This window comes from Streptomyces sp. NPDC051567 (assembly GCF_044454165.1).
GTDB lineage: Bacteria > Actinomycetota > Actinomycetes > Streptomycetales > Streptomycetaceae > Streptomyces.
In genome coordinates this window covers 41,310-61,750 of record NZ_JBITDK010000013.1, presented here as the reverse complement: position 1 = coordinate 61,750, position 20,441 = coordinate 41,310, and the positions used below count along the sequence as shown (strand labels likewise).

Below are 20,441 nucleotides of genomic sequence, written 5' to 3'. Positions count from 1 at the left end.
CGGCCCGCGCGGGGCAGGTGTCCCCGCGCTTCGCCGGTTCGGGCGAACCGCCCGTCAACGCGGCGTGTCGCCGCCCTCGGGCTCGTCGTAGTCGGAGGTGCCCGAGTCGAGCAGGGGTTCCTGCTCCTTCATGTGCGCGGGGGCGAAGTACCGCAGCGCGTGGTAGCCGGTGAGGACGACGATCGTGCCGAGCGCGATGCCGCCCAGCTCGAAGCTGTCGGTGATGTTCAGCTTCACCCCGCCGACGCCGATGATGATGCCCGCCGCGGCCGGGACCAGGTTCAGCGGATTGCGCAGGTCCACCCGGCCGTTGATCCAGATCTGGGCGCCGAGCAGGCCGATCATGCCGTACAGGATGACGGTGATCCCGCCGAGCACCCCGCCCGGGATGGCGGCGACGACCGCGCCGAACTTCGGGCAGAGACCGAAGAGCAGGGCGAAACCGGCCGCGGCCCAGTACGCCGCCGTGGAGTAGACCCGGGTGGCCGCCATGACGCCGATGTTCTCGGAGTACGTGGTGTTCGGCGGGCCGCCGACCGCGGTGGAGAGCATGGACGCGGCGCCGTCGGCGGCGATGGCGGTGCCGAGCTTGTCGTCCAGCCGGTCCCCGGTCATCTCGCCGACGGCCTTGATGTGCCCGGCGTTCTCGGCGATCAGCGCGATCACGACCGGCAGCGCGATCAGGACGGCCGACCACTCGAAGGCCGGGGCGTGGAAGGTGGGCAGACCGATCCAGTCGGCCTTGGCCACCCCGGAGAGGTCCAGACGCCAGTGGTCCACGGCCTCGGCCCCGCCCATCGGGGAGTGGATCTTGCCGAGGACCAGGTCGAAGAACCAGGAGATGCCGTACCCGAAGAGCAGCCCCAGGAAGATCGCGATCCGGGACCAGAACCCGCGCAGGCAGACCACGGCGAGACCGGTGAAGAGCATCACCAGCAGCGCCGTCCACTGGTCCTGCGGCCAGTAGGTGGAAGCCGTCACGGGCGCGAGGTTGAAGCCGATCAGCATGACGACCGCGCCCGTCACCACGGGAGGCATCGCCGCGTGGATGATCCGCGCGCCGAAGCGCTGCACGGCGAGCCCGGCGAGGAAGAGCGCCGCGCCGACGACGAAGACGGCGCCCGTGACGACGGCGCTGTCACCGCCCGAGGCCCGGATCGCCGCCGCCACGCCGACGAAGGAGAGCGAACAGCCCAGGTACGAAGGGACCCGGCCGCGCGTCGCGAGGAGGAAGATGATGGTCGCGACGCCGGACATCATGATGGCCAGGTTCGGGTCCAGGCCCATCAGGACCGGTGCGACGAAGCTGGCACCGAACATCGCCACCACGTGCTGGGCACCCAGCCCGGCGGTCCGCGGCCACGTCAACCGCTCGTCCGGCCGGACCACCGCCCCGGGGGCGGGGGTCCGCCCGTCTCCGTGCAAGGTCCAGCGCACGCCGAGGCCCATGTTCCACTCCGTTTTCTCCGGCTGATCAGATACCCGGACCGCAGAGCGGCCGACGATATATTACGGCCGGATAGGGGCAGGTTCGTCCTGGTTGGCCTCCGTGGACTCCCCGGCCGCCGCCCGCTGCCGCAGGACGGTGGCGCCCAGGATCAGGCCGAACGCGAGCAGGGTGACCAGGGCGAAGGAGACCACGAGCGAGGTCGCGTCGGCCACCGCGCCGATCGCCGACGGGGCGATCAGGCCGGACGTGTAGGTGATGGTCGCCACACCGGCGATGGCCTGTGCCGGGGCCGGACCGCTGCGCGCCGCCGCGGCGAAGGCCAGCGGGACCACCACCGCGACGCCCAGCCCGATCAGCCCGAAACCGGCCAGGGCCGCGGCCGGCTCCCGGACCGTGACCACGAGCAGCCCGCCCGCGGTGGCCAGCGCGCCGCCCGCCCGGACCGAGCGCACCGGGCCGAAACGGTCCACCACCCGGTCCCCGGCCAGCCGGGCCAGGGCCATGGTGAGGGCGAAGGCGGTCGTCGATCCGGCCGCCAGGCCCGCGTCGGTGTGCAGGACGTCCCGCAGGTAGACCGCCGACCAGTCCAGGCTGGCCCCCTCCGCGAAGACCGCGCAGAACCCCACGGCGCCGATGAGCAGCGCGGACCGCGGCGGCAGCGCGAAGTGCGCGGGAGCCTCGGCCTCCTGGTCGGTCCGCAGGTCCAGGACGCCCCGTACGGCGACGAGCCCGGCCGCGGTCAGGGCGAGCGCGGCGATCAGGTGGTGCAGGCGGGCATCGGCCCCGGCGTGCGCGGCGACCGTCCCGGCGGCCGAGCCGAGCAGCGCGCCCACGCTCCACATGCCGTGCAGCGAGGACATGACCGAGCGGCCGAGCCGGTTCTCGGTCTCCACGCCCAGCGCGTTCATCGCCACGTCCGACATGCCGGCGGTGGCCCCGTAGACGAAGAGGGCCAGGCAGAGGGTGGGCAGGTTCGGGGCGAGGCTCGGCAGGGTGAGGGAGAGGGTCCACAGCGCCAGCAGGGCCCGCAGCGCGGTACGGGTGCCGAAGCGGTGGTTGATCCGCCCGGCCAGCGGCATCGTGACCGCCGCGCCCAGGGCGGGGAAGGCGAGGGCGAGACCCAGGGTGCCCGCGCCGAGCTGGGCGTGGTCCTGAATCCATGGGATGCGGGTGGCGAAGGAGCCGGTCACGGCGCCGTGGGCGCAGAAGACGGCGGCGATCGCGAAACGGGCACGGCGCAGCCGTGCCGGACTGAAAGAGGTGTCCCCGGTCATGGCCGATAAACTATCAGGGACCCTGCCTGATAGTTAGAGTCGTGGGCTCCTTAGGATGGGAACCGTGACTCCTGCCAAGGCCCTGGCCCCCGCCGCCCCCTCGCCCGCCTCACCGAGCACGGCACGGGCCATCAACGACCGCCTCGCCCTGAACCTCCTCCAGGAGGCGGGGCCACTGACGGCCACCCAGCTCAAGGCCCTGACCGGCCTCTCCCGGCCGTCCGTCGCCGACCTCGTCGAGCGGCTCACCGAGGCCGGACTGATCGAGGTCGTCGGTGAATCGGGCGAACAGCGGCGCGGCCCCAACGCCCGGCTGTACGGGATCGTCGCCCGCCGCGCCCACCTGGCCGCCCTGGACGTACGGACGGACAGCGTCACCGCCGTGGTCACCGACCTGCTCGGCCGCACCGTGGCCGAGACCGCCCTGCCCGCCGGCGCCCCCGAGGACGCGGTGGCGGCCCTGCTGCGCGCCGCCCGCGAGGCGGGCGCCGCCGCGCTGCACACGGTCGTCGTCGGCGCCCCCGGCCTGGTCGCCCCGGCCGGCGGGGAGCTGCGGGACACCATCGGCCTGCCCGCCTGGCACCGGGACCTGGTCGCGGCCCTGCGGCGCAGCCTGACCGCCGTCGTGGTGGTCGAGAACGAGACCAACCTGGCCGCCCTCGCCGAGCAGCGCCTCGGGGTCGCCCGGGACCTGGACTCCTTCGTCCTGCTCTGGCTCGGCGCGGGGGTGGGCGCGGCCGTGGTCCTGGACGGCCGGCTGCGCCGGGGCGCCTCGGGCGGCGCGGGCGAGATCGGCTTCCTCCCGGTACCGGGCACCGGGGGTCTGCCCTCCGCCACCGACTGCGGGGGAGGCTTCCACTCCCTGGCCGCCCGGGGAGCGGTGGCGGCGCTGGCGGCGGAGCACGGGTTCCAGGGCCCGCTGGAGGAGGCGCTGGCCGGGGCGGCGGGGGAGCCGTTCCTCGACGCCCTGGCCGAGCGGCTGGCGCTGGGCGCGGCGGCGGTCGCGTCGGTGCTGGACCCGGGGTGCGTGGTCCTGGGGGGCGAGCTGGGCCTGGCGGGCGGCCCCGCCCTGGCGGCCCGGGTCGCCCGCCGGCTGGCCACGCTGACCCCGGTCGCCACCGGGGTCCGCGCCACCACCCTCGGCGACCCGGCGGTCCTCACGGGCGCCCGGCTGGCGGCCCGGGAATCGGCCCAGGCGGCCCTGTTCGGAGGCTGAACACCCCGGCCGCGCCCGGCCCGCGCACCGCGCCCGCCCGGCCCGCGCACCGCGCCCGGCCTGGGGTCCCGCCCGGCCTGGGGTCCCGCCCGGCCCGCGGTTCCGGCCCCGGCCCCGGACGCACGAGGGCCCGGTGGCCGCCGGGCCACCGGGTCCTCGTGTCGTTCATCCGTTCATCCGTTCATTCGCTCAGGGCGTCAGCAGGCGCCCTGGTCCTTCCAGGCGCCCCACTCACCCGTGGTTCCGGGCTCCTGGTTCTGGTTCCACCACTGGGCCTTCCAGTTGCGGCCCTTGTGGGAGACGACCACGCCGGTGTTGTACACCGAGCCCGCGACGTACGCCGGGTTGGCGCAGGGTCCGCCCGGGTTCGGGCTGGGCGAGGTGCCCGGCCCGCTCGGCTCCACCACCGTCGTACCGCGGGCCAGGTCCCCGGCCAGGGAGTACGTGGTGCCGGAGATGGTCACCGTCCAGTTGGAGGGCGTGGACACCGGCAGGTAGTAGTTGAACGACAGGTCGACCGTGGCGCCCGGGGCCAGCGTCTGCCAGGCCGGGAGCTTCAGGGAGACCCGCTGGAAGTCGCCCTTCAGACCGCCGATGTTGCTGCCGGTGTGGCCGCTGCTGATCACCTTGGTGCCGAAGCCGGACTGGTCCGAGGCGTTGTTCGGGGCCGAGGTGGCGTAGTCGAACTGGAACTCGGTGCCGCCGGGCAGCGTGCTCTTCGTATTGTTGGTGATCTTGAGCTTGGGGGTGAGCGGGTAGTTGGAGTCGCCGAGCTTGAAGTCGGTGAACTCCGTCCTGATGTCCACGGCCTGGGCCGGCAGCGCCGCGTTGGACTTCTTCGCGCCGTACGGGCTCGCCGCCTTGAACGTGTCGTACATCAGCGTGGTGAGCGTGTCGCCCATCTCGTACTGGCCCTTGGCCGCGTTGTACGCGTAGTCGCCCGCCAGCTCCCAGACCATCGTGCCGCCGATGCCCTTGTTCACCACGTAGTCGGCCTTGGCCTTCACCGACTGCTCGTCCTCGGTGGACAGGAAGACCTTCTTCTGCGCGTTCCACAGCCACGGCGCCACCAGGGTGGAGTCGTACTTGCGGACGTAGGTGCCGGTCAGCTTGGTGTTCGCGGGGAAGCCGTACTGGGTGACGTAGTCGCCGACGACACCCTTCTCCAGGTTCTTCGCGTGCCACATCGGGTTCGAGCCCGCCGGGGACTCGACGCCGTTGGCGTCCTTGTCGTGCCACAGGTTGTCGATGCCGACGGCGCCGTCACCGCACTTGGTCAGGCCCGAGCCGGCCGGGCAGGTGGCCGCGGTGGCCTTGCCCCACAGGCCGTCGGTGCCGCCCTGCACGTTCTTGTGGCCGCGGGAGTAGTACGGCAGGCCGATGTTGATGCGGCCCGCCGGCATGGAGCCGCGGAAGTAGTGGTACGACCAGTCGGTGTTGAGGTAGCCGATGTTGCCGTACTGGGCGCTGCCGTACACGTTGGCGGAGGCCAGCTCGGAGTCCTTGCCGTCGTCGAACAGCGAGGCGTTCGGGCCGACGTGCTCGTTCCAGGCGCCGTGCAGGTCGTAGGACATGATGTTGACGTAGTCCAGGTACTGCTGCACCTGGAAGGTCTCCATGCCGCGCAGCAGGTAGCCGGAGGAGGGGGCGGCGACGGAGAGCAGGTAGTGCTTGCCGTCGGCGGCGCCCGCCCGGTCGAGCTTCTCGCGCAGCGTCTTCATCAGGGCCGCGTAGCCCTTGACCAGCCCGCCGCGGCGGGCGTTGGCCAGCTGCCAGTCGAGCGGGTTGCCCGCGTCCTTCATGGTGGTCGGGTACTCGTAGTCGATGTCGACGCCGTTGAACCCGTACGCGCGGATGAACGCGACCGAGGAGTCCGCGAAGGTGTCGATGCCGGCCTGGTTGACCGAGCCGTCGGCGTTGGTGGCCATCGAGTAGAAGCCGCCGGAGGCGACCCGGTTGCCGTCGGGGCCGAAGTAGCCGCCCGTCTCGGCCCAGCCGCCGACCGAGATCAGCGTCTTGACGTCCGGGTACTGCTTCTTGAACTTGGTGAGCTGGTTGAAGTGGCCCTTGTAGGGGAGGGCCGGGTCCATCTCTGCGCCCGCGACGCCGGGCCAGGTCATCCCAGTGGCGGCGTTGTTCACGCCGTCCGGGCCGACCGAGAGCTTGTTGTCGGCGCCGACGTGGGCGAAGGCGTAGTTCAGGTGGGTGACCTTGGACCACGGGATGTTGTGGGCGAGGTAGGCGGGGGTGCCGTCCTTGCCGTTACGCCAGCCGGTGAAGTAGCCGATGACGCGGCGCTGGTGGTCGGCGCCCATCTTCTCGCGGCCCTCGGCGTCGTACACCGAGCAGTAGGGGACGTTCACGCCGGCCGTCTTGTACAGCCCGTCGGGTCGACAGCTCTCATTGTCTGCGGCGTGCGAGACGCCCGTGGAGAGACCGCCCACCAGCAGTCCGGCGATTGCCGCGCCGGATGCCAGGAGCATCGCTCTCGTACGTGTGGGGGACAGCATTATGCCTCCTGGGGAGGGGAGGTGGCAGGACACAACAGGACACAACATGCAAGAAGGGAAAGCTTGTTGGCCCGTGACGTGCGCACATCTGGCGGGCTGTTCCCAGGGGAAGGTGAGGGGAACGTTAAGAGGACTAGACCAACCCGTCAATAGGTCTGGACCAACCATGGGTGCAGGTGACAGAGTCCTCCTGGAGCTCGCCTCTGTGACCCAGGCCACATCTCTTCACTCGCATGGCCTCCGATCGCCCATGGCAAACTGGCTCCCGTACCAGTAAGCAGCGCACTCCGGGGTCGGTGTAATTCCGAACCGGCGGTTACAGTCCGCGACCCGTCCGCAGCCAGCGGCCGGTTGACCAGGTGAGATTCCTGGACCGACGGTTAAAGTCCGGATGGGAGGCAGTGCGCGGCGGGCCAGTGACCGGTACGCCGCCGTCGGCGATCCTTCGGCGCATCCCCTCAGGGATGCGCCCGAACGGACCGTTCCTTCCGGCCTCGGCGTCTCCGTACGTGCTGTACCGCTTCATCTGTCGTATCCCGACAGGCCCCGGAGTCCGTGCCCGATGAGGCAGGAGGACCCGGTGGCGCACCACGCCGCACCCGCACGAGACGACGCCGCACACGCGTCCGACGCCCACGCCATGCGCCGGGCCGTCGCGCTCGCCGCCCGAGGACTCGGCCGCACCAGCCCCAACCCGGTCGTCGGCTGCGTGCTCACCGACGCCACGGGCACCGTCGTCGGCGAAGGCCTGCACGAACGGGCCGGCGGCCCGCACGCCGAGGTCCACGCCCTGCGCGAGGCCGGTCCCGCCGCCCGCGGCGCCACCGCCTACGTCACCCTGGAACCCTGCTCCCACACCGGCCGCACCGGCCCCTGCGCCCAGGCCCTGATCGCGGCGGGCGTCACCCGCGTGGTCTACGCCGTCCCCGACCCGACGCCCCAGGCCGGCGGCGGCGCCGCCGTCCTGCGCGCCGCCGGGATCACCACCGAGGCCGGGCTCTGCGCCGAGGAGGCCGAGGAGGGCAACGCCGCCTGGCTGACCTCCGTCCGGCTGGGCCGCCCGTACGTCCTGTGGAAGTACGCCGCCACCCTCGACGGCCGGGTCGCCGCCGCCGACGGCACCAGCCGCTGGATCAGCTCCCCGGAGTCCCGCGCCGACGTCCACCGGCTGCGCGCCGAGGCCGACGCCGTCGTGGTCGGCTCCGGCACCCTGCGCGCCGACGACCCGCACCTCGCCGCGCGCGGGGCCGAGGGCGTCCGCCAGCCGCTGCGGGTCGTCCTCGACACCCGCGCCACCGTCCGGCCCGGCGCCCGCGTCCTGGACGCCGCCGCCCCCACCCTGATCGCCGTGGGCCAGGACGCCGACACCCGGCACCTGGCCGGCGTCGACCTCGTCCGGCTCCCGGCCGACGCCCGCGGCATCCCCGTCGCCGCCCTCCTCGCCGAACTCCACCGGCGCGGGGTCCGCTCCGTCCTCCTCGAAGGCGGCCCGACCCTGGCCGGGGCCTTCGTCGCCGCGGGCGCCGTCGACAAGGTCGTCGGCTACCTCGCCCCCGTCCTCCTCGGGGCGGGCCCCGCCGCCCTCGCCGACGCGGGCGTCACCACCCTCACCGAGGCGCTCCGGCTCCGCGTCACCGCGGCCGACCGCGTCGGCACCGACCTCCGCGTCACCGCCGTCCCCACGGCCCCGCCCGTCCCCGCACCCCTCAAGGAGCACTGAGTGTTCACCGGAATCGTCGAAGAACTGGGCGAGGTCGCCGCCGTAGAGCAGCTCGCGGACGCCTCCCGCTTCCGCCTGCGCGGCCCCGTCGTCACCGAGGGCGCCAAGCACGGCGACTCCATCGCCGTCAACGGCGTCTGCCTGACCGTGGTGGAGAGCGCCGACGGCGAGTTCACCGCCGACGTCATGCGCGAGACCCTCGACCGTTCCAGCCTCGGCGCCCTCGCCACCGGCTCCCGGGTCAACCTGGAACGCCCGATGGCCCTCGGCGGCCGGCTCGGCGGCCACCTGGTCCAGGGACACGTGGACGGCACCGGCGAGATCCTCTCCCGGACCCCCTCGGAACACTGGGAACTCGTCAGGATCGCCCTCCCGCGGAACCTGGCGCGCTACGTCGTCGAGAAGGGCTCCATCACCGTCGACGGCATCAGCCTGACCGTGGTCGAGGCCGCCGCCGACTGGTTCAGCGTCAGCCTCATCCCCACCACCCTCGCGCTGACCACGCTCGGCATCAAGCAGCCCGGCGACCCGGTCAACCTGGAGGTCGACGTCCTCGCCAAGTACGTCGAACGCCTGCTGGCCGCCGGGGTGGACCCGCTGCACGGGCAGACCCCCACCGGGTCCGGGTCCGGGTCCGATACCGGGGAGACGGCGCGGTGAACTCGCTGACCTGGCTCAACGCGGAGGCGTTCACCGTCCTCGGCCAGAAGGTCATCTGGTCCGACATGGCCGGCAACCTGATCGGCCTGGCCGCCCTCGCCCTCGGCTGGCGCCGCTCCCTGTGGACCTGGCCCGCCCAGCTCCTCTCCGGCCTGATCCTCATCGCCGCCTACGCCTCCGCCCACCTCTCCGGCGGCGTCGGCAAGCAGCTCCTCGTCATCGGCGTGGCCCTCTGGGGCTGGCGCTCCTGGCAGCGCGGCAGGCGCCGGGCCCAGGACGGCTCCATCGCCGTGCGCACCGCCACCTGGAAGGAACGCGGACTCCTCCTCGCCGGAGCGGTCCTCGGCACCCTCGCCGTCGGCGGCCTCTTCACCCTCTTCCCGCACCTGTCCTGGAGCCCGTGGGCCGACGCCTACATCTTCGTCGGCACCGTCGTCGCGATGATCGCCCAGGCCCGCGGCCTGGTCGAGTTCTGGTTCGCCTGGCTCCTCGTCGACCTGGTCGGCGTCCCCCTCGCCTTCAGCAACGGACTGGCCTTCTCCGGCCTCGTCTACGTCGTCTACTTCGCCCTCGTGCTGTGGGGCGCCCACGACTGGTACCGCCGCTCGCGCACCACCCCCGCCCCGGCCCTCGAAGGAGCAACGGCATGACACCCCTCACCGCTGTACTCACGAGCCCCCTCGCGCCCGTGCCCGCCGCCGCCCCCCAGGAGCGCCTGCGCCTGGACCCCGTCGAGCGGGCCATCGCCGACATCGCGGCCGGCCGGCCCGTCGTCGTCGTGGACGACGAGGACCGCGAGAACGAGGGCGACCTCGTCATCGCGGCCGAGAAGGCCACCCCCGAGATCATCGCCTTCATGATGAGCGAGTGCCGCGGCCTGATCTGCGCCCCCATGGAGGGCCCCGAGCTGGACCGGCTCGAACTCCCCCAGATGGTCGGGAACAACACCGAGTCGATGCAGACCGCCTTCACCGTCTCCGTCGACGCGAGCCCCGCCCACGGCGTCACCACCGGCATCTCCGCCGCCGACCGCGCCACGACCCTGCGGCTCCTCGCGGACGGCGACTGCCGGCCCTGCGACCTCGTCCGCCCCGGCCACGTCTTCCCGCTGCGCGCCAAGCCCGGCGGGGTCCTGACCCGCCCCGGCCACACCGAGGCCGCCGTGGACCTGGCCCGCCTCGCGGGCCTGCGCCCGGCCGGGGTCATCGTGGAGATCGCCGGTGAGGACGGGGTCATGCTGCGCCTGCCCGAGCTGATCCCCTTCGCCCGCCGCCACGGCCTGACGATCATCTCCATCGAGGCCCTGATCGCCCACCGCGAGGCCGCAGCCGCAGCCGCGGTCCCGGTCACCGGGCCGGCCGTCCGCCGCGAGGCCGAGGTCAGCCTCCCGACCGCCTTCGGCGCGTTCACCGCGTACGGCTACCGCTCCACCACCGACGGGGCCGAGCACGTCGCCCTCGTCCACGGCGACCTCGGCGACGGCGGCGGGGACGAGGGGCTCCTGGTCCGGATGCACTCCGAGTGCCTGACCGGCGACGTCTTCCACTCCCTGCGCTGCGACTGCGGCCCCCAGCTGCACGCCGCCATGGAACGCATCACCGCCGAGGGCCGCGGGGTGGTCGTCTACCTCCGCGGCCACGAGGGCCGGGGCATCGGGCTGCTGTCCAAGCTGCGCGCGTACGAACTCCAGGAGCGCGGCCGGGACACCCTCGACGCCAACCTGGAGCTGGGCCTGCCCGCCGACGCCCGCGACTACACGGCCGGCGCGCAGATCCTCGCCGACCTCGGTGTGCGCGGCGTCCGGCTGCTGACCAACAACCCCGACAAGTCCGACGCCCTCGTCCGGCACGGCCTCACCGTCCACGGCCGCGAGCCGATGCCCCTGGCGGCGGGCGAGCACAACCTGCGGTACCTGCGCACCAAGCGGGACCGGATGGGCCACGACCTGCCCTGGCTGGACGAGGCCGTCCCCGCGGTCGCCTACGGCGGCGGCCGGTAGCCGGTGGCCACGGCGGGCGCACGCCCCACCCGCCCCACCCGCACCACCTGAACCGAGACGAACCACCCGTACCGAAGCACCTGTTCCGAACCACCCGTAACGCACCGAGGAGAACTGTGAGCGGCAAGGGCGCACCCGAACTGAGCGTGAAGAACTGCGGAGACCTCCGGGTCGCCGTCATCGCGGCCCAGTGGCACGAGAAGATCATGGACGGGCTGGTGGACGGCGCCCTGCGGGCCCTGCACGAGCTGGGCATCGACGAGCCCACCCTGCTCCGCGTCCCCGGCAGCTTCGAGCTGCCGGTCGTGGCCAAGGTCCTCGCCGAACGCGGCTACGATGCCGTCGTCGCGCTCGGCGTGGTCATCCGTGGGGGCACCCCCCACTTCGAATACGTGTGCCAGGGCGTCACCGACGGCCTGGTCAAGGTCTCCGTGGACACCGGCGTACCCGTCGGTTTCGGGGTCCTGACCTGCGACAACGAGGAACAGGCCCTCGACCGGGCGGGCCTCGAAGGGTCGAACGAGGACAAGGGGCACGAAGCGGTCACCGCCGCCGTCGCCACCGCCATGACCCTGCGGACCGTCAGCGAACCCTGGCGCTGACCGGCCCGCCCGCCTCCCGCCGTCACCCCCGCGGGAGGCGCTGCGCGCCCGTCCCGGGGGACCCCGTATTCTGAGGACCATCATGGCGAACAACCCTCCCAAGACCTTCGAGGAGCTCTTCGCGGAGCTCCAGCTCAAGGCCGCCCACGGCGACCCCAGCACCTCCCGTACCGCCGAGCTCGTCGGCAAGGGCGTCCATGCCATCGGCAAGAAGGTCGTCGAGGAGGCCGCCGAGGTCTGGATGGCCGCCGAGTACGAGGGCAAGGAAGCCGCCGCCGAGGAGATCTCGCAGCTGCTGTACCACGTCCAGCTGATGATGGTCGCCCGCGGGATCTCCCTCGACGACGTGTACGCCCACCTCTGAGCCGGCCCGCACCCCCGCTCCCCCCTTCCCGCATCCACGCACCAAAAGGAAGACCCATGCTGCGCATCGCCGTCCCCAACAAGGGTTCCCTCTCCGGACCGGCGTCGGCGATGCTCCATGAGGCCGGCTACCGCCAGCGCAAGGAGTCCAAGGAACTCGTGGTCGTCGACCCCGAGAACGAGGTCGAGTTCTTCTACCTCCGCCCCAAGGACATCGCGATCTACGTCTCCTCGGGCAAGCTCGACATCGGCATCACCGGCCGTGACCTGCTGCTCGACTCCGGCGCCAGCGCCGAGGAGATCCTCCCGCTGAACTTCGGCCGCTCCACCTTCCGTTACGCCACCCGGCCCGGCACGGCCAGGGGTCCCGAGGACTTCCACGGGATGACGATCGCCACCTCCTACGAGGGAATCGTCGCCAAGCACCTCGCCGACCAGGGCATCGCCGCCTCCGTCGTCCACCTCGACGGCGCGGTCGAGACCGCCATCCAGCTCGGCGTGGCCCAGATCATCGCGGACGTCGTCGAGACCGGCACCAGCCTGCGCAACGCGGGCCTCGAAGTCATCGGCGAACCCATCCTCACCTCCGAGGCCGTGGTCGTCCGGGGCGAGAACGCCGACCCCGAGGACCCGCGCGCCCAGCAGTTCCTGCGCCGCCTCCAGGGCGTCCTGGTCGCCCGCAGCTACGTGATGATGGACTACGACTGCCGCGCCGAACACCTGGAGCGCGCGGTCGCCCTCACCCCGGGCCTGGAGTCGCCGACCATCTCCCCGCTGCACAACGAGGGCTGGGTCGCCGTCCGCGCGATGGTCCCCGCCAAGGAGGCCCAGCGGATCATGGACGACCTGTACGAACTCGGCGCGCGCGCGATCCTCACCACCTCGATCCACGCCTGCCGGCTCTGACCCGTACGCCCTCCTCGATCCGTACGTCACCTCCAGAAGGCACCTGAGCACCATGGCCGAGTCCGCCGCCCCGTCCGCTCCGTCCATCCTGCCGGTCCTGCCCGTCACCTTCCGGCCGACCCTCACCCGGGTCGTCCTGCTGAGCGTCGGGCTGGTCATGTTCGCCACCATCACGACGGTCGCCCTGATGCTGGAGAAGCTCGACCCGGGCGAGCGGATCAGCTTCGTCTTCACCGCCGCCCTGATGACCTCCGTCCTCGTCCTGCTCAGCCGCCCCAAGGTGGTCGCGGACGACGCCGGAGTCACCGTCGTCAACCTGACCACCACCCGCCGCCTGGAATGGGCGCAGATCCTGCGCGTCAGCCTCCGCCCCGGCGACCCGTGGGTCTTCCTGGACCTGAGCGACGGCACCAGGCTGCCCGTCCTCGGCATCCAGCCCGGTGTGGCCAGGAAGCAGGCCGTCGACGACGCCCGCGCCCTGCGCGCGCTCGCCGAGGCCCGCGGCACCAGCCCGCACACCCACTGAGCCGCGCGGTGCCCCCGGGCGGCCCCGCGCACGGACGCTGACGGACGCGGACCGCCGCGTACCGCCCCGGCGGCGGCCCCAGTGACTACCCTGGTGCCGGGACGCGCCCCCGCGCCCTCCCGCCGGCCCCGGGACCCCGTGGGCCCGCGGGCAGCCGCGACTTAAGAGGAGTGACTCCCTCCAGCAATGGACGGATCGTCCGGCAGTACGTGCGCCGCCCTCCCCCCGGAGGCGGCTCCATGACCACCCCGCTCCTCCTGCTCCTGGCGGCCTTCGCCCTCATCCTCGCCAACGGTTTCTTCGTGGCGGCCGAGTTCGGCCTGGTCACCGTGGAACGCGCCGAGGCCGAACGCGCCGCCGCCGACGGCGACCGCCGTGCCCGCGCCGTGGTCGGGGCCCTGCGGGAGCTGTCCTTCCAGCTCTCCGGCACCCAGCTCGGCATCACCCTCACCTCCCTCGTGGTCGGCATGCTCGCCGAACCGGCCCTGGGCGCCCTGCTGGCCCCGCCGCTCGCGGCGACCGGCCTGCCCGGGGGAGCCGTCCACGGCGTCGCCGTCGTCCTCGGCATGCTGCTCGCCTCCGCCGTCCAGATGGTCGTCGGCGAGCTGGTCCCGAAGAACTGGGCGGTCTCCCGGCCGCTCCAGGTGGCCCGGTTCGTCGCCGGCCCGCAGCACGCCTTCTCCCGCGCCTTCCGGCCGGTCATCGCCGGCCTCAACGCCGTCGCCAACCGCCTCGTGCGGGCGCTCGGCGTGGAGCCCGCCGAGGAACTGGCCTCCGCCCGCACCCCCGGTGAACTGGTCTGCCTGGCCCGCCGCTCGGCCCAGGCCGGAGCCCTCGAACAGGACACCGCCGACCTCTTCGTCCGGACCCTCTCGCTGGGCGAGCTGACCGCCCAGCACGTCATGACCCCCCGGGTACGGGTCAGCGCCCTCCGGCACACGGCCACCGCGGCCGACGTGCTCGACCTGACCCGGGCCACGGGCCTGTCCCGGTTCCCGGTCTACCGCGAACGCATCGACGAGGTCACCGGAGTGGTCCACCTCAAGGACGCCCTCGCCGTGCCCGAGGCCGACCGCGCCCGCACCACCGTCGGCCGCATCTGCGTCCTGCCGCTGCTGGTGCCCGGCTCCCTGCCGGTGCAGCCGCTGCTGGAGAGGCTGCGCAGCGAACAGCCGATGGCCGTGGTCGTCGACGAGTACGGCGGCACCGCCGGGGTCGTCACCCTGGAGGACATCGTCGAGGAACTCGTCGGCGAGGTCCGCGACGAGCACGACCGCGCCGAGGACGACGGCCCCGAGCTGGCCCCCGCCCCCGCCGAGGACGGCCACCCCTCCTGGGAGGCCGACGGCAGCTGCCGGGTCCAGACCCTGCGCCGGATGGGCATGGAGCTGCCCGAAGGACCGTACGAGACCGTCGCCGGTCTCGTCGCCGACCTCCTCGGCCGCATCCCCGCCGCCGGGGACCGCGCCGAACTGCCCGGCTGGAAGCTCTCCGTACGGCAGGTCGGCCGCTACCGGGCCGAGCGCGTCCGGCTGGTGCGCACGGCCCCCGCCACCACCCCGGCCGAGCCGGTGGGGGCGGGCCGGTGAACGCGCTCCAGCTCCTCCTCGCCCTCCTCCTGGTCCTGGCCAACGGCTTCTTCGTCGGCGCCGAGTTCGCGCTCGTCTCCGTACGGCGCAGCCAGGTCGAACCCCTGGCCGCGCACTCCAGGCGGGCCCGCCAGGTGCTCCACGGCCTGGAGAACCTGCCCCGCATGATGGCCGCCGCGCAGTTCGGCATCACCGTCTGCTCGCTGACCCTCGGCGCGGTCGCCGAACCCACCGTGGCCCGGCTGCTGGAACCCCTCTTCCGGGCCGTCCACGTCCCGCAGGGCATGGTGCACCCGCTCGGCTTCGCCGTCGCGCTCGCCGCCGTGGTCTTCCTGCACCTGGTCATCGGCGAGATGGTCCCCAAGAACCTCGCCATGGCCGCCCCCGGACGGACCGCCCTGTGGCTCGGCCCCGGCCTGGTCGCCTTCGCCCGCCTCTGCGGACCGGTGACGACCGCGCTCGGCGCCTGCGCCACCCTGGTCCTGCGGCTCTTCCGGGTCGAGCCCAGGGACGAGGTCGAGGCCGTCTGCACCCGTGCCCAGCTCGGCCGGCTCGTCGAGGGCTCCCGCCGGGCGGGGCTCCTGGAAGCCGGTGAGCAGGAGCGGCTGGAGGACGCCCTCGAACTGGGCAGCCGCCCGGTCACCGACGTCCTGCTGGACCCCGCCCGGCTCGTCACGGTCGGCCCCCGTGTCACCCCCCGCCAGATCGAGCAGCTGACCGTGCGCACCGGCTACTCCCGCTTCCCGGTCCGCTCCGCCGAAGGCGCCTTCCTGGGCTACCTGCACGTCAAGGACGTCCTGGACCTGGAGGACCGGGAACGGGCGGTGCCCCGGCGGGTCTGGCGCCGGATGACCGTCCTGCCCGCCACGCTCCCGCTGGACGACGCCCTCGGCGTCATGCGCCGTGACGCCGCCCACCTCGCCCAGGTCGCCGACCCGGCCGGGCGGGTACTGGGCCTGGTGGCCCTGGAGGACGTCCTGGAGATGCTGGTGGGGGAGGTGCGCGACCCCGCGCACCGCACGGCCCCACCGGCCCGCCGCCCCCCGGTGACCGGAGGAGCGACGACGGGCTGACCCCGCGCCCGGGAGCCCCCGGGCGCGGTACCCGCCGGGCCGGTCACTGCGGCGGCGGCTCCGGGCGGTCGCGGTCCTGCGGGCCCCGGCCCGACAGCACCTCCCCGTACGCCTGCATCAGGTCCGCCAGCCGCAGCGTCGCCAGGTCGTCCCGCGACGGCTCACCCGTGAACCCCGCCAGCCGCAGGTCCCGGTAGGCGCAGCTCTTCTCGTACAGGGTGCGCAGGAAACGGCCGTTGCCCAGCTCGTCGATCCAGCCCTGCTCCACCACGTGCCCGCTGATGCTGCGCAGCTCCTCCAGGGCCTCCTCGTCCCAGCGGTCCCCGTCCGCGTCCGCCAGCACCCCGCCGATCGCGGTCAGCTCCGACGGGCGGTAGCTCGGGAAGTCGACCCGGGTGGTGAACCGGGAGGAGAGCCCCGGATTGGCGGCCAGCAGCCGGTCCATCCCGGCCGGGTACCCCGCCAGGATCACCACCAGGTGGTCCCGGTTGTCCTCGGCCCGCTTCAGCAGCACCTGGAGGGCCTCGTCCCCGTACGCGTCACCCTTGCTGTAACCCGAGTTGGAGAGGCTGTACGCCTCGTCCACGAAGAGGACCCCGCCGATCGCCGAGTCGATCAGCTCGTTGGCCTTCACCGCGGTCTGCCCGAGGAACTCGCCCACCAGGTCGGAGCGCTGGGCCTCCACCAGGTGGTCGCCGCCCAGCAGGCCCAGCGCGTAGAAGACCCGGCCCAGGATGCGGGCCACCGTGGTCTTGCCCGTGCCGGAGGGGCCCGAGAAGACGAAGTGGCGTTTGGGCGGCTGCACCGGCAGCCCCTGACCCGCCCGCAGCCGCGCCATGTGCAACTGCGCCGACAGGGCCTTCACCTGCCGCTTGACCGGCTCCAGCCCGACCATCTGCTCCAGCTCCGCCAGCGCCTCGGTCAGCGCCCGCGGATCGGCCGGCCCCGGCGGCAGCCCCGGGGGCACGGCCTGCGGCGGGACCGACACCTTGCGCCGGACACCCTCCCTCCGGCCCCCGGGGGCCTGCGGCGGGACCCCGGGACCGTAGCGGGGCTCCGGCGGTTCGGGCACCGGCAGCGGGTCCGGCTCCACCTGGCCGTCCGCCGCGACGTCCTGCACGGGACCGCCGCCCAGCGCCACCGCCGCGAAGTCCCCGCCGGCCGGCGGCAGACCGGGCCCGCCGTACGTCCCGTACCCGGAGTACCCGGCCAGCCCGGCCATGTCGTCCCCGTCGGCGATCGCCGTCAGCCGCGCCGCCGTGTCCATGAACGCCGGGTCCACCCGGTGCACCGCCCGGTACAGCGGCAGCGCCGCCGCGCTGCGCCCGGTGCCCTCGTGCGCCCGCGCCAGCCAGTACCGCAGCTCCTTGCGCTGCGGCTGCTCGCTGCGGCAGCGCATCAGCGCCGCCGACAGCATCGGCTCGGCCTGCCCGTACATCTCCAGCCGGACCCGGGCCATGCCGCCGAACAGCCCCGCCTCGATGCCCAGCAGCGGATCGTCCACCAGCGGCTCGGTGTGCCGGACCAACCGCTCCCAGTCCTTGACCAGATAGGCCCGGCAGGCGTGCAGGAACCGCACCTGCGCGTCGGTGTCCACGGGCGGCAGCGCGGCCAGCGCCTGGTCCAGTTCGGGCACGTGGCGGCCGTCCAGCCAGTGCGAGGCGTGGGCCAGCAGCAGGTCCCGCCGGTTCTCCAGCACCGGCTGCACCCACCAGCCCAGCCAGTACCAGGAGTTGAGCGTCCGCCGGTGCCGGGCGCGCTGCTCGCCGAAACGGTCCCGGTGCGCGTACATCCGCAGCAGGGCGGTGGCGGTGTCCACCCGCAGCGCGTGCAGGCCCAGCCAGGCGTCGGCCATCGAGGGATCGAGCCGTACGGCCGCCCGGAACTCCTCCTCGGCCTGCGGATAGGCACCCATGGTGCAGGCGTCCACCCCGCGCAGCCAGGCGAGTTCGGCCGGGGCGTGCGTACTGCCCGGCGTGCCGAAGTCCATCACATCCCCCACAAGCCTGCCCCCGTGGTACGCCGCAACCCCCGCGTCGCGCACGTGAGTTGTCCGCCGCGCCGATGAAATCAGGGGTGCATCGTACCTGCGGTCCCGCGCCTTACCCAGGGCGCGACGGGGGCGGTCCGGGCGTGCGCCCCGGAACGGCGAGGTGACACAGGGTGAAGGACCGGGGGTGTTTTCCCCCGCGCGGCAGTGGCGCGGGCCCGTGACCGGGGGCAGAACGGAGCCCCCGGTCACGGGGGAACAACCGGGGGCTCCGCGCCCGCTGCGGCCGGTGGAGGCCGCGCAGTGAGAACGTAAGGCCGCCGCCGTCCCGGGGTCAAGCATGTCGGTGGAGTACCGGCGGAGCGGATTCCGCAGGCCGCTCAGGCCCGGGGGAGTCCGTCACCTTCGGTGACGGAACCGGTCGTTCCTGCGGTCGCACCGACCCCGGAAGTCCACTCGTATCCCGTACCGCTCTGACGCACCAAGGTGCCCGCGAAGGGGCGTGAGGGGTCATCCGCGAAGTGCGCGCGCTCCGCGCGCTCCCATCCGTCCCAGAAGCCGGAGAGTTCGCGCCCGTCCCGGTCCCGCCCGCGCCCCCAGGCCGTCGCGCGCGGGGTCTCCATCCACAGCAGCCGGGCCAGGTACGGCCGCAGCGCCCGCCGCCCCGCCCCGACCCCCTCGACGAGCAGCACCGCCGCCGGCTCCAGCACCCGCCGCGGCCCGAAGCGCCGCTCCACCCAGTCGTACGGGGTCCAGTGCGCGGGCCGGCCCGCCGCGAGCGGCTCCAGCACCTGCGCCCGCAGCCGCTCCGGCCAGCCGAACAGCTCCTCGTGGGTGGCGACCTCGTCCAGGTGCAGCACCGCCGCCCCGCCCAGCGCCCCGGCGAGCCGCCCGGCGAAGGTGGTCTTCCCGGACCCGGCGTGCCCGTCGACACCGATCAGCCGCACGAGGCCGAGCGAGGGGGGCAGGGCGGCGAGCTCCCGCGCGAGGGGTTCCAGTGACCGGTCCGCTTCCACCCCGCCAGCCTACGGCCGGACCGGTCGTCGCCGCCGACACGGGCCCGGGGCGTGGACACCCGGCCGAGGGGAACTGGAAGGGTGGCACCACCGACCCACCGACCCACCCTGGGGGAACCCCGCGATGACCGCACCCACCCCGCGCAGGGCCGTACTCGCCGCCGCGCTCGCGGTGGCCACGGCAGCCACCGCCGCCACCGTGTCCGGCGGCTCCGCCTCCGCCGCCGGACCGGCCCGCCGGAGCCCGGCCCGGCCCCCCCGGACCGTCGACAACCGGTTCTGGTACGCGTACGGCCACTGGAAGGCCGGCCACCACCAGGGCACCACCGCCGTCGGCGGCGCCCGTCCCGGCCTGGAGTTCGGGGCCCCGGCCGGCCGCACCACGTACACCGACCCGCACACCGGGCGCGGCGGCGAGTGGGAGTACGCCACCTGGACCTCCCCGGTGCACCGCTCCACCGTGCCCGCCACCGAGGCCGTCACCTCCTGGAACGCCCGGACCCCCGCCGGCACCTGGACGCAGACGGAACTGCGCTGCGCCTACTCCGACGGGACCAGCACCCCCTGGTACGTGATGGGCCGCTGGGCCTCGGGCGACGAGGACATCCGCCGCACCTCCGTCGACGGCCAGAGCGACGGCAGGTCCACCGTCCGGACCGACACCCTGGCGGTCGACGCCCCCGCGAGCGGGCTGCGGATCACCGGATGGCAGCTGCGCCTGACCCTCCACCGCAGGCCCGGGGCGGACCGGGGGCCGACGGTCCGGCTGGCCGGCGCCATGGTCTCCGACGTCCCGGACCGCTTCACCGTCCCCGCCTCGGTCCCCGGGCCGCCCCACGAGCTGGCGGTCCCGCGCTACTCCCAGGAGATCCACACCGGCCGCTACCCCGAGTACGACAACGGCGGCGAGGCGTGGTGCAGTCCCACCTCCTCCCAGATGGTCGTCGAGTTCTGGGGCCGCAGGACCAGCGCCGCCTCCCTGGCCTGGGTCGACCCGGCCTTCCCCGACCCCCAGATCTGCCAGGCGGCCCGCGCCACCTACGACGCCGCCTACCAGGGCTGCGGCAACTGGTCCTTCAACGCCGCCTACGCCGCCACCCACCGGCAGCTCGCCGGGGTCGTCACCCGCCTCACCTCCCTCACCGACGTGGAGACCCTGGTCCGGGCCGGTGTCCCGGTCATCACCTCCCAGTCCTTCCGCGCCGACGAGCTCACCGGCGCGGGCTACGGCACGGCCGGCCACCTGATGACCGTCGTCGGCTTCACCGCGGCCGGGGACGTGATCGCCAACGACCCGCACGCACCCGACAACGCCGCCGTCCGCCGCGTCTACCGGCGCCGCGAATGGGAGAACGTCTGGCTGCGCACCAAGCGCCTCGACGCCACCGGCGGGACCGTCCCGGGCACCGGGGGCGTCTGCTACCTCTACGTCCCCGTCCGCCCGGCCCCGGCCCAGGTCCGGGCGTTGCGGGCGGTGGGCGTGGTGTGAGGGCGGCACCGGGCCGCGGGCCGGTGCCGAGGGGTGCGGCGCCGGGACGTGTTGAAAA

The 20,441-nt window shown here is 73.7% G+C and carries 17 protein-coding genes and 1 riboswitch; of the genes, 12 read left to right on the top strand and 5 right to left on the bottom strand.

Translation table 11 applies throughout. The annotated features are described in order from the left end of the window. Positions 1-54 precede the first annotated feature (54 nt). A complete protein-coding gene (locus ACIA5F_RS16740) occupies positions 55-1,449 on the bottom strand; it encodes a uracil-xanthine permease family protein (RefSeq protein ID WP_399353500.1) in 1,395 nt (464 codons plus the stop codon). A gap of 60 nt (positions 1,450-1,509) precedes the next feature. Further along, the gene (locus ACIA5F_RS16735) at positions 1,510-2,724 is read right to left on the bottom strand and encodes an MFS transporter (protein WP_399353498.1); all 1,215 of its coding nucleotides are present in this window, start codon (positions 2,722-2,724) and stop codon (positions 1,510-1,512) included. A 55-nt stretch (positions 2,725-2,779) separates the two neighbouring features. On the opposite strand from ACIA5F_RS16735, the gene ACIA5F_RS16730 reads away from it, so the two are divergent. Continuing rightward, positions 2,780-3,940: an ROK family protein gene (locus tag ACIA5F_RS16730; protein ID WP_399353496.1), complete on the top strand. Its 1,161-nt coding sequence runs from the start codon at positions 2,780-2,782 to the stop codon at positions 3,938-3,940. Positions 3,941-4,137: 197 nt separating this feature from the next. Here ACIA5F_RS16730 and ACIA5F_RS16725 read toward each other — a convergent pair whose 3' ends face one another. Next, complete coding sequence (locus ACIA5F_RS16725) at positions 4,138-6,450, bottom strand: chitinase C-terminal domain-containing protein (RefSeq protein ID WP_399353494.1); 2,313 nt, start codon at positions 6,448-6,450, stop codon at positions 4,138-4,140. A 278-nt stretch (positions 6,451-6,728) separates the two neighbouring features. Further along, positions 6,729-6,859, top strand: a riboswitch (FMN riboswitch). Between the two features lie 153 nt (positions 6,860-7,012). Here ACIA5F_RS16725 and ribD point away from each other — a divergent pair. From ribD to ACIA5F_RS16675, 10 genes are all read left to right on the top strand, one after another. Further along, positions 7,013-8,170 (top strand): bifunctional diaminohydroxyphosphoribosylaminopyrimidine deaminase/5-amino-6-(5-phosphoribosylamino)uracil reductase RibD, encoded by a 1,158-nt coding sequence (gene ribD / locus ACIA5F_RS16720; protein WP_399353492.1) that lies wholly within the window; start codon positions 7,013-7,015, stop codon positions 8,168-8,170. After that, entirely contained in the window at positions 8,171-8,830 is a 660-nt protein-coding gene (locus ACIA5F_RS16715) for a riboflavin synthase (RefSeq protein ID WP_399353490.1), read from the top strand. Beyond that, positions 8,827-9,480: a nicotinamide riboside transporter PnuC gene (locus ACIA5F_RS16710; RefSeq protein WP_399353488.1), complete on the top strand. Its 654-nt coding sequence runs from the start codon at positions 8,827-8,829 to the stop codon at positions 9,478-9,480. The genes ACIA5F_RS16715 and ACIA5F_RS16710 overlap by 4 nt, the downstream gene beginning before the upstream one ends. Beyond that, positions 9,477-10,829, top strand: coding sequence for a bifunctional 3,4-dihydroxy-2-butanone-4-phosphate synthase/GTP cyclohydrolase II (locus ACIA5F_RS16705; protein ID WP_399353486.1), 1,353 nt, complete (start codon positions 9,477-9,479; stop codon positions 10,827-10,829). The genes ACIA5F_RS16710 and ACIA5F_RS16705 overlap by 4 nt, the downstream gene beginning before the upstream one ends. Before the next feature lie 116 nt (positions 10,830-10,945). Then, positions 10,946-11,431, top strand: coding sequence for a 6,7-dimethyl-8-ribityllumazine synthase (gene ribH / locus ACIA5F_RS16700; protein ID WP_399353484.1), 486 nt, complete (start codon positions 10,946-10,948; stop codon positions 11,429-11,431). An 82-nt stretch (positions 11,432-11,513) separates the two neighbouring features. Beyond that, positions 11,514-11,795, top strand: coding sequence for a phosphoribosyl-ATP diphosphatase (locus ACIA5F_RS16695; protein WP_399353482.1), 282 nt, complete (start codon positions 11,514-11,516; stop codon positions 11,793-11,795). Positions 11,796-11,851: 56 nt separating this feature from the next. After that, the gene (gene hisG / locus ACIA5F_RS16690; protein ID WP_399353480.1) at positions 11,852-12,700 is read left to right on the top strand and encodes an ATP phosphoribosyltransferase; all 849 of its coding nucleotides are present in this window, start codon (positions 11,852-11,854) and stop codon (positions 12,698-12,700) included. Between the two features lie 52 nt (positions 12,701-12,752). Continuing rightward, complete coding sequence (locus ACIA5F_RS16685; RefSeq protein WP_399353478.1) at positions 12,753-13,226, top strand: PH domain-containing protein; 474 nt, start codon at positions 12,753-12,755, stop codon at positions 13,224-13,226. A 239-nt stretch (positions 13,227-13,465) separates the two neighbouring features. After that, on the top strand, positions 13,466-14,815 hold the full coding sequence (locus ACIA5F_RS16680; protein WP_399353476.1) for a hemolysin family protein: 1,350 nt from the start codon (positions 13,466-13,468) through the stop codon (positions 14,813-14,815). Further along, a complete protein-coding gene (locus ACIA5F_RS16675; protein ID WP_399353474.1) occupies positions 14,812-15,888 on the top strand; it encodes a hemolysin family protein in 1,077 nt (358 codons plus the stop codon). The genes ACIA5F_RS16680 and ACIA5F_RS16675 overlap by 4 nt, the downstream gene beginning before the upstream one ends. Positions 15,889-15,931: 43 nt before the next feature. Here the strand turns inward: ACIA5F_RS16675 and ACIA5F_RS16670 are convergent, their stop codons facing one another. Beyond that, positions 15,932-17,878 (bottom strand): AAA family ATPase, encoded by a 1,947-nt coding sequence (locus ACIA5F_RS16670; RefSeq protein WP_399353472.1) that lies wholly within the window; start codon positions 17,876-17,878, stop codon positions 15,932-15,934. Positions 17,879-18,258: 380 nt separating this feature from the next. After that, complete coding sequence (locus ACIA5F_RS16665) at positions 18,259-18,894, bottom strand: uridine kinase (protein WP_399353470.1); 636 nt, start codon at positions 18,892-18,894, stop codon at positions 18,259-18,261. A gap of 124 nt (positions 18,895-19,018) precedes the next feature. Here ACIA5F_RS16665 and ACIA5F_RS16660 point away from each other — a divergent pair, with 124 nt between their 5' ends. Next, complete coding sequence (locus ACIA5F_RS16660) at positions 19,019-20,383, top strand: C39 family peptidase (RefSeq protein ID WP_399353468.1); 1,365 nt, start codon at positions 19,019-19,021, stop codon at positions 20,381-20,383. Positions 20,384-20,441: the final 58 nt, after the last annotated feature.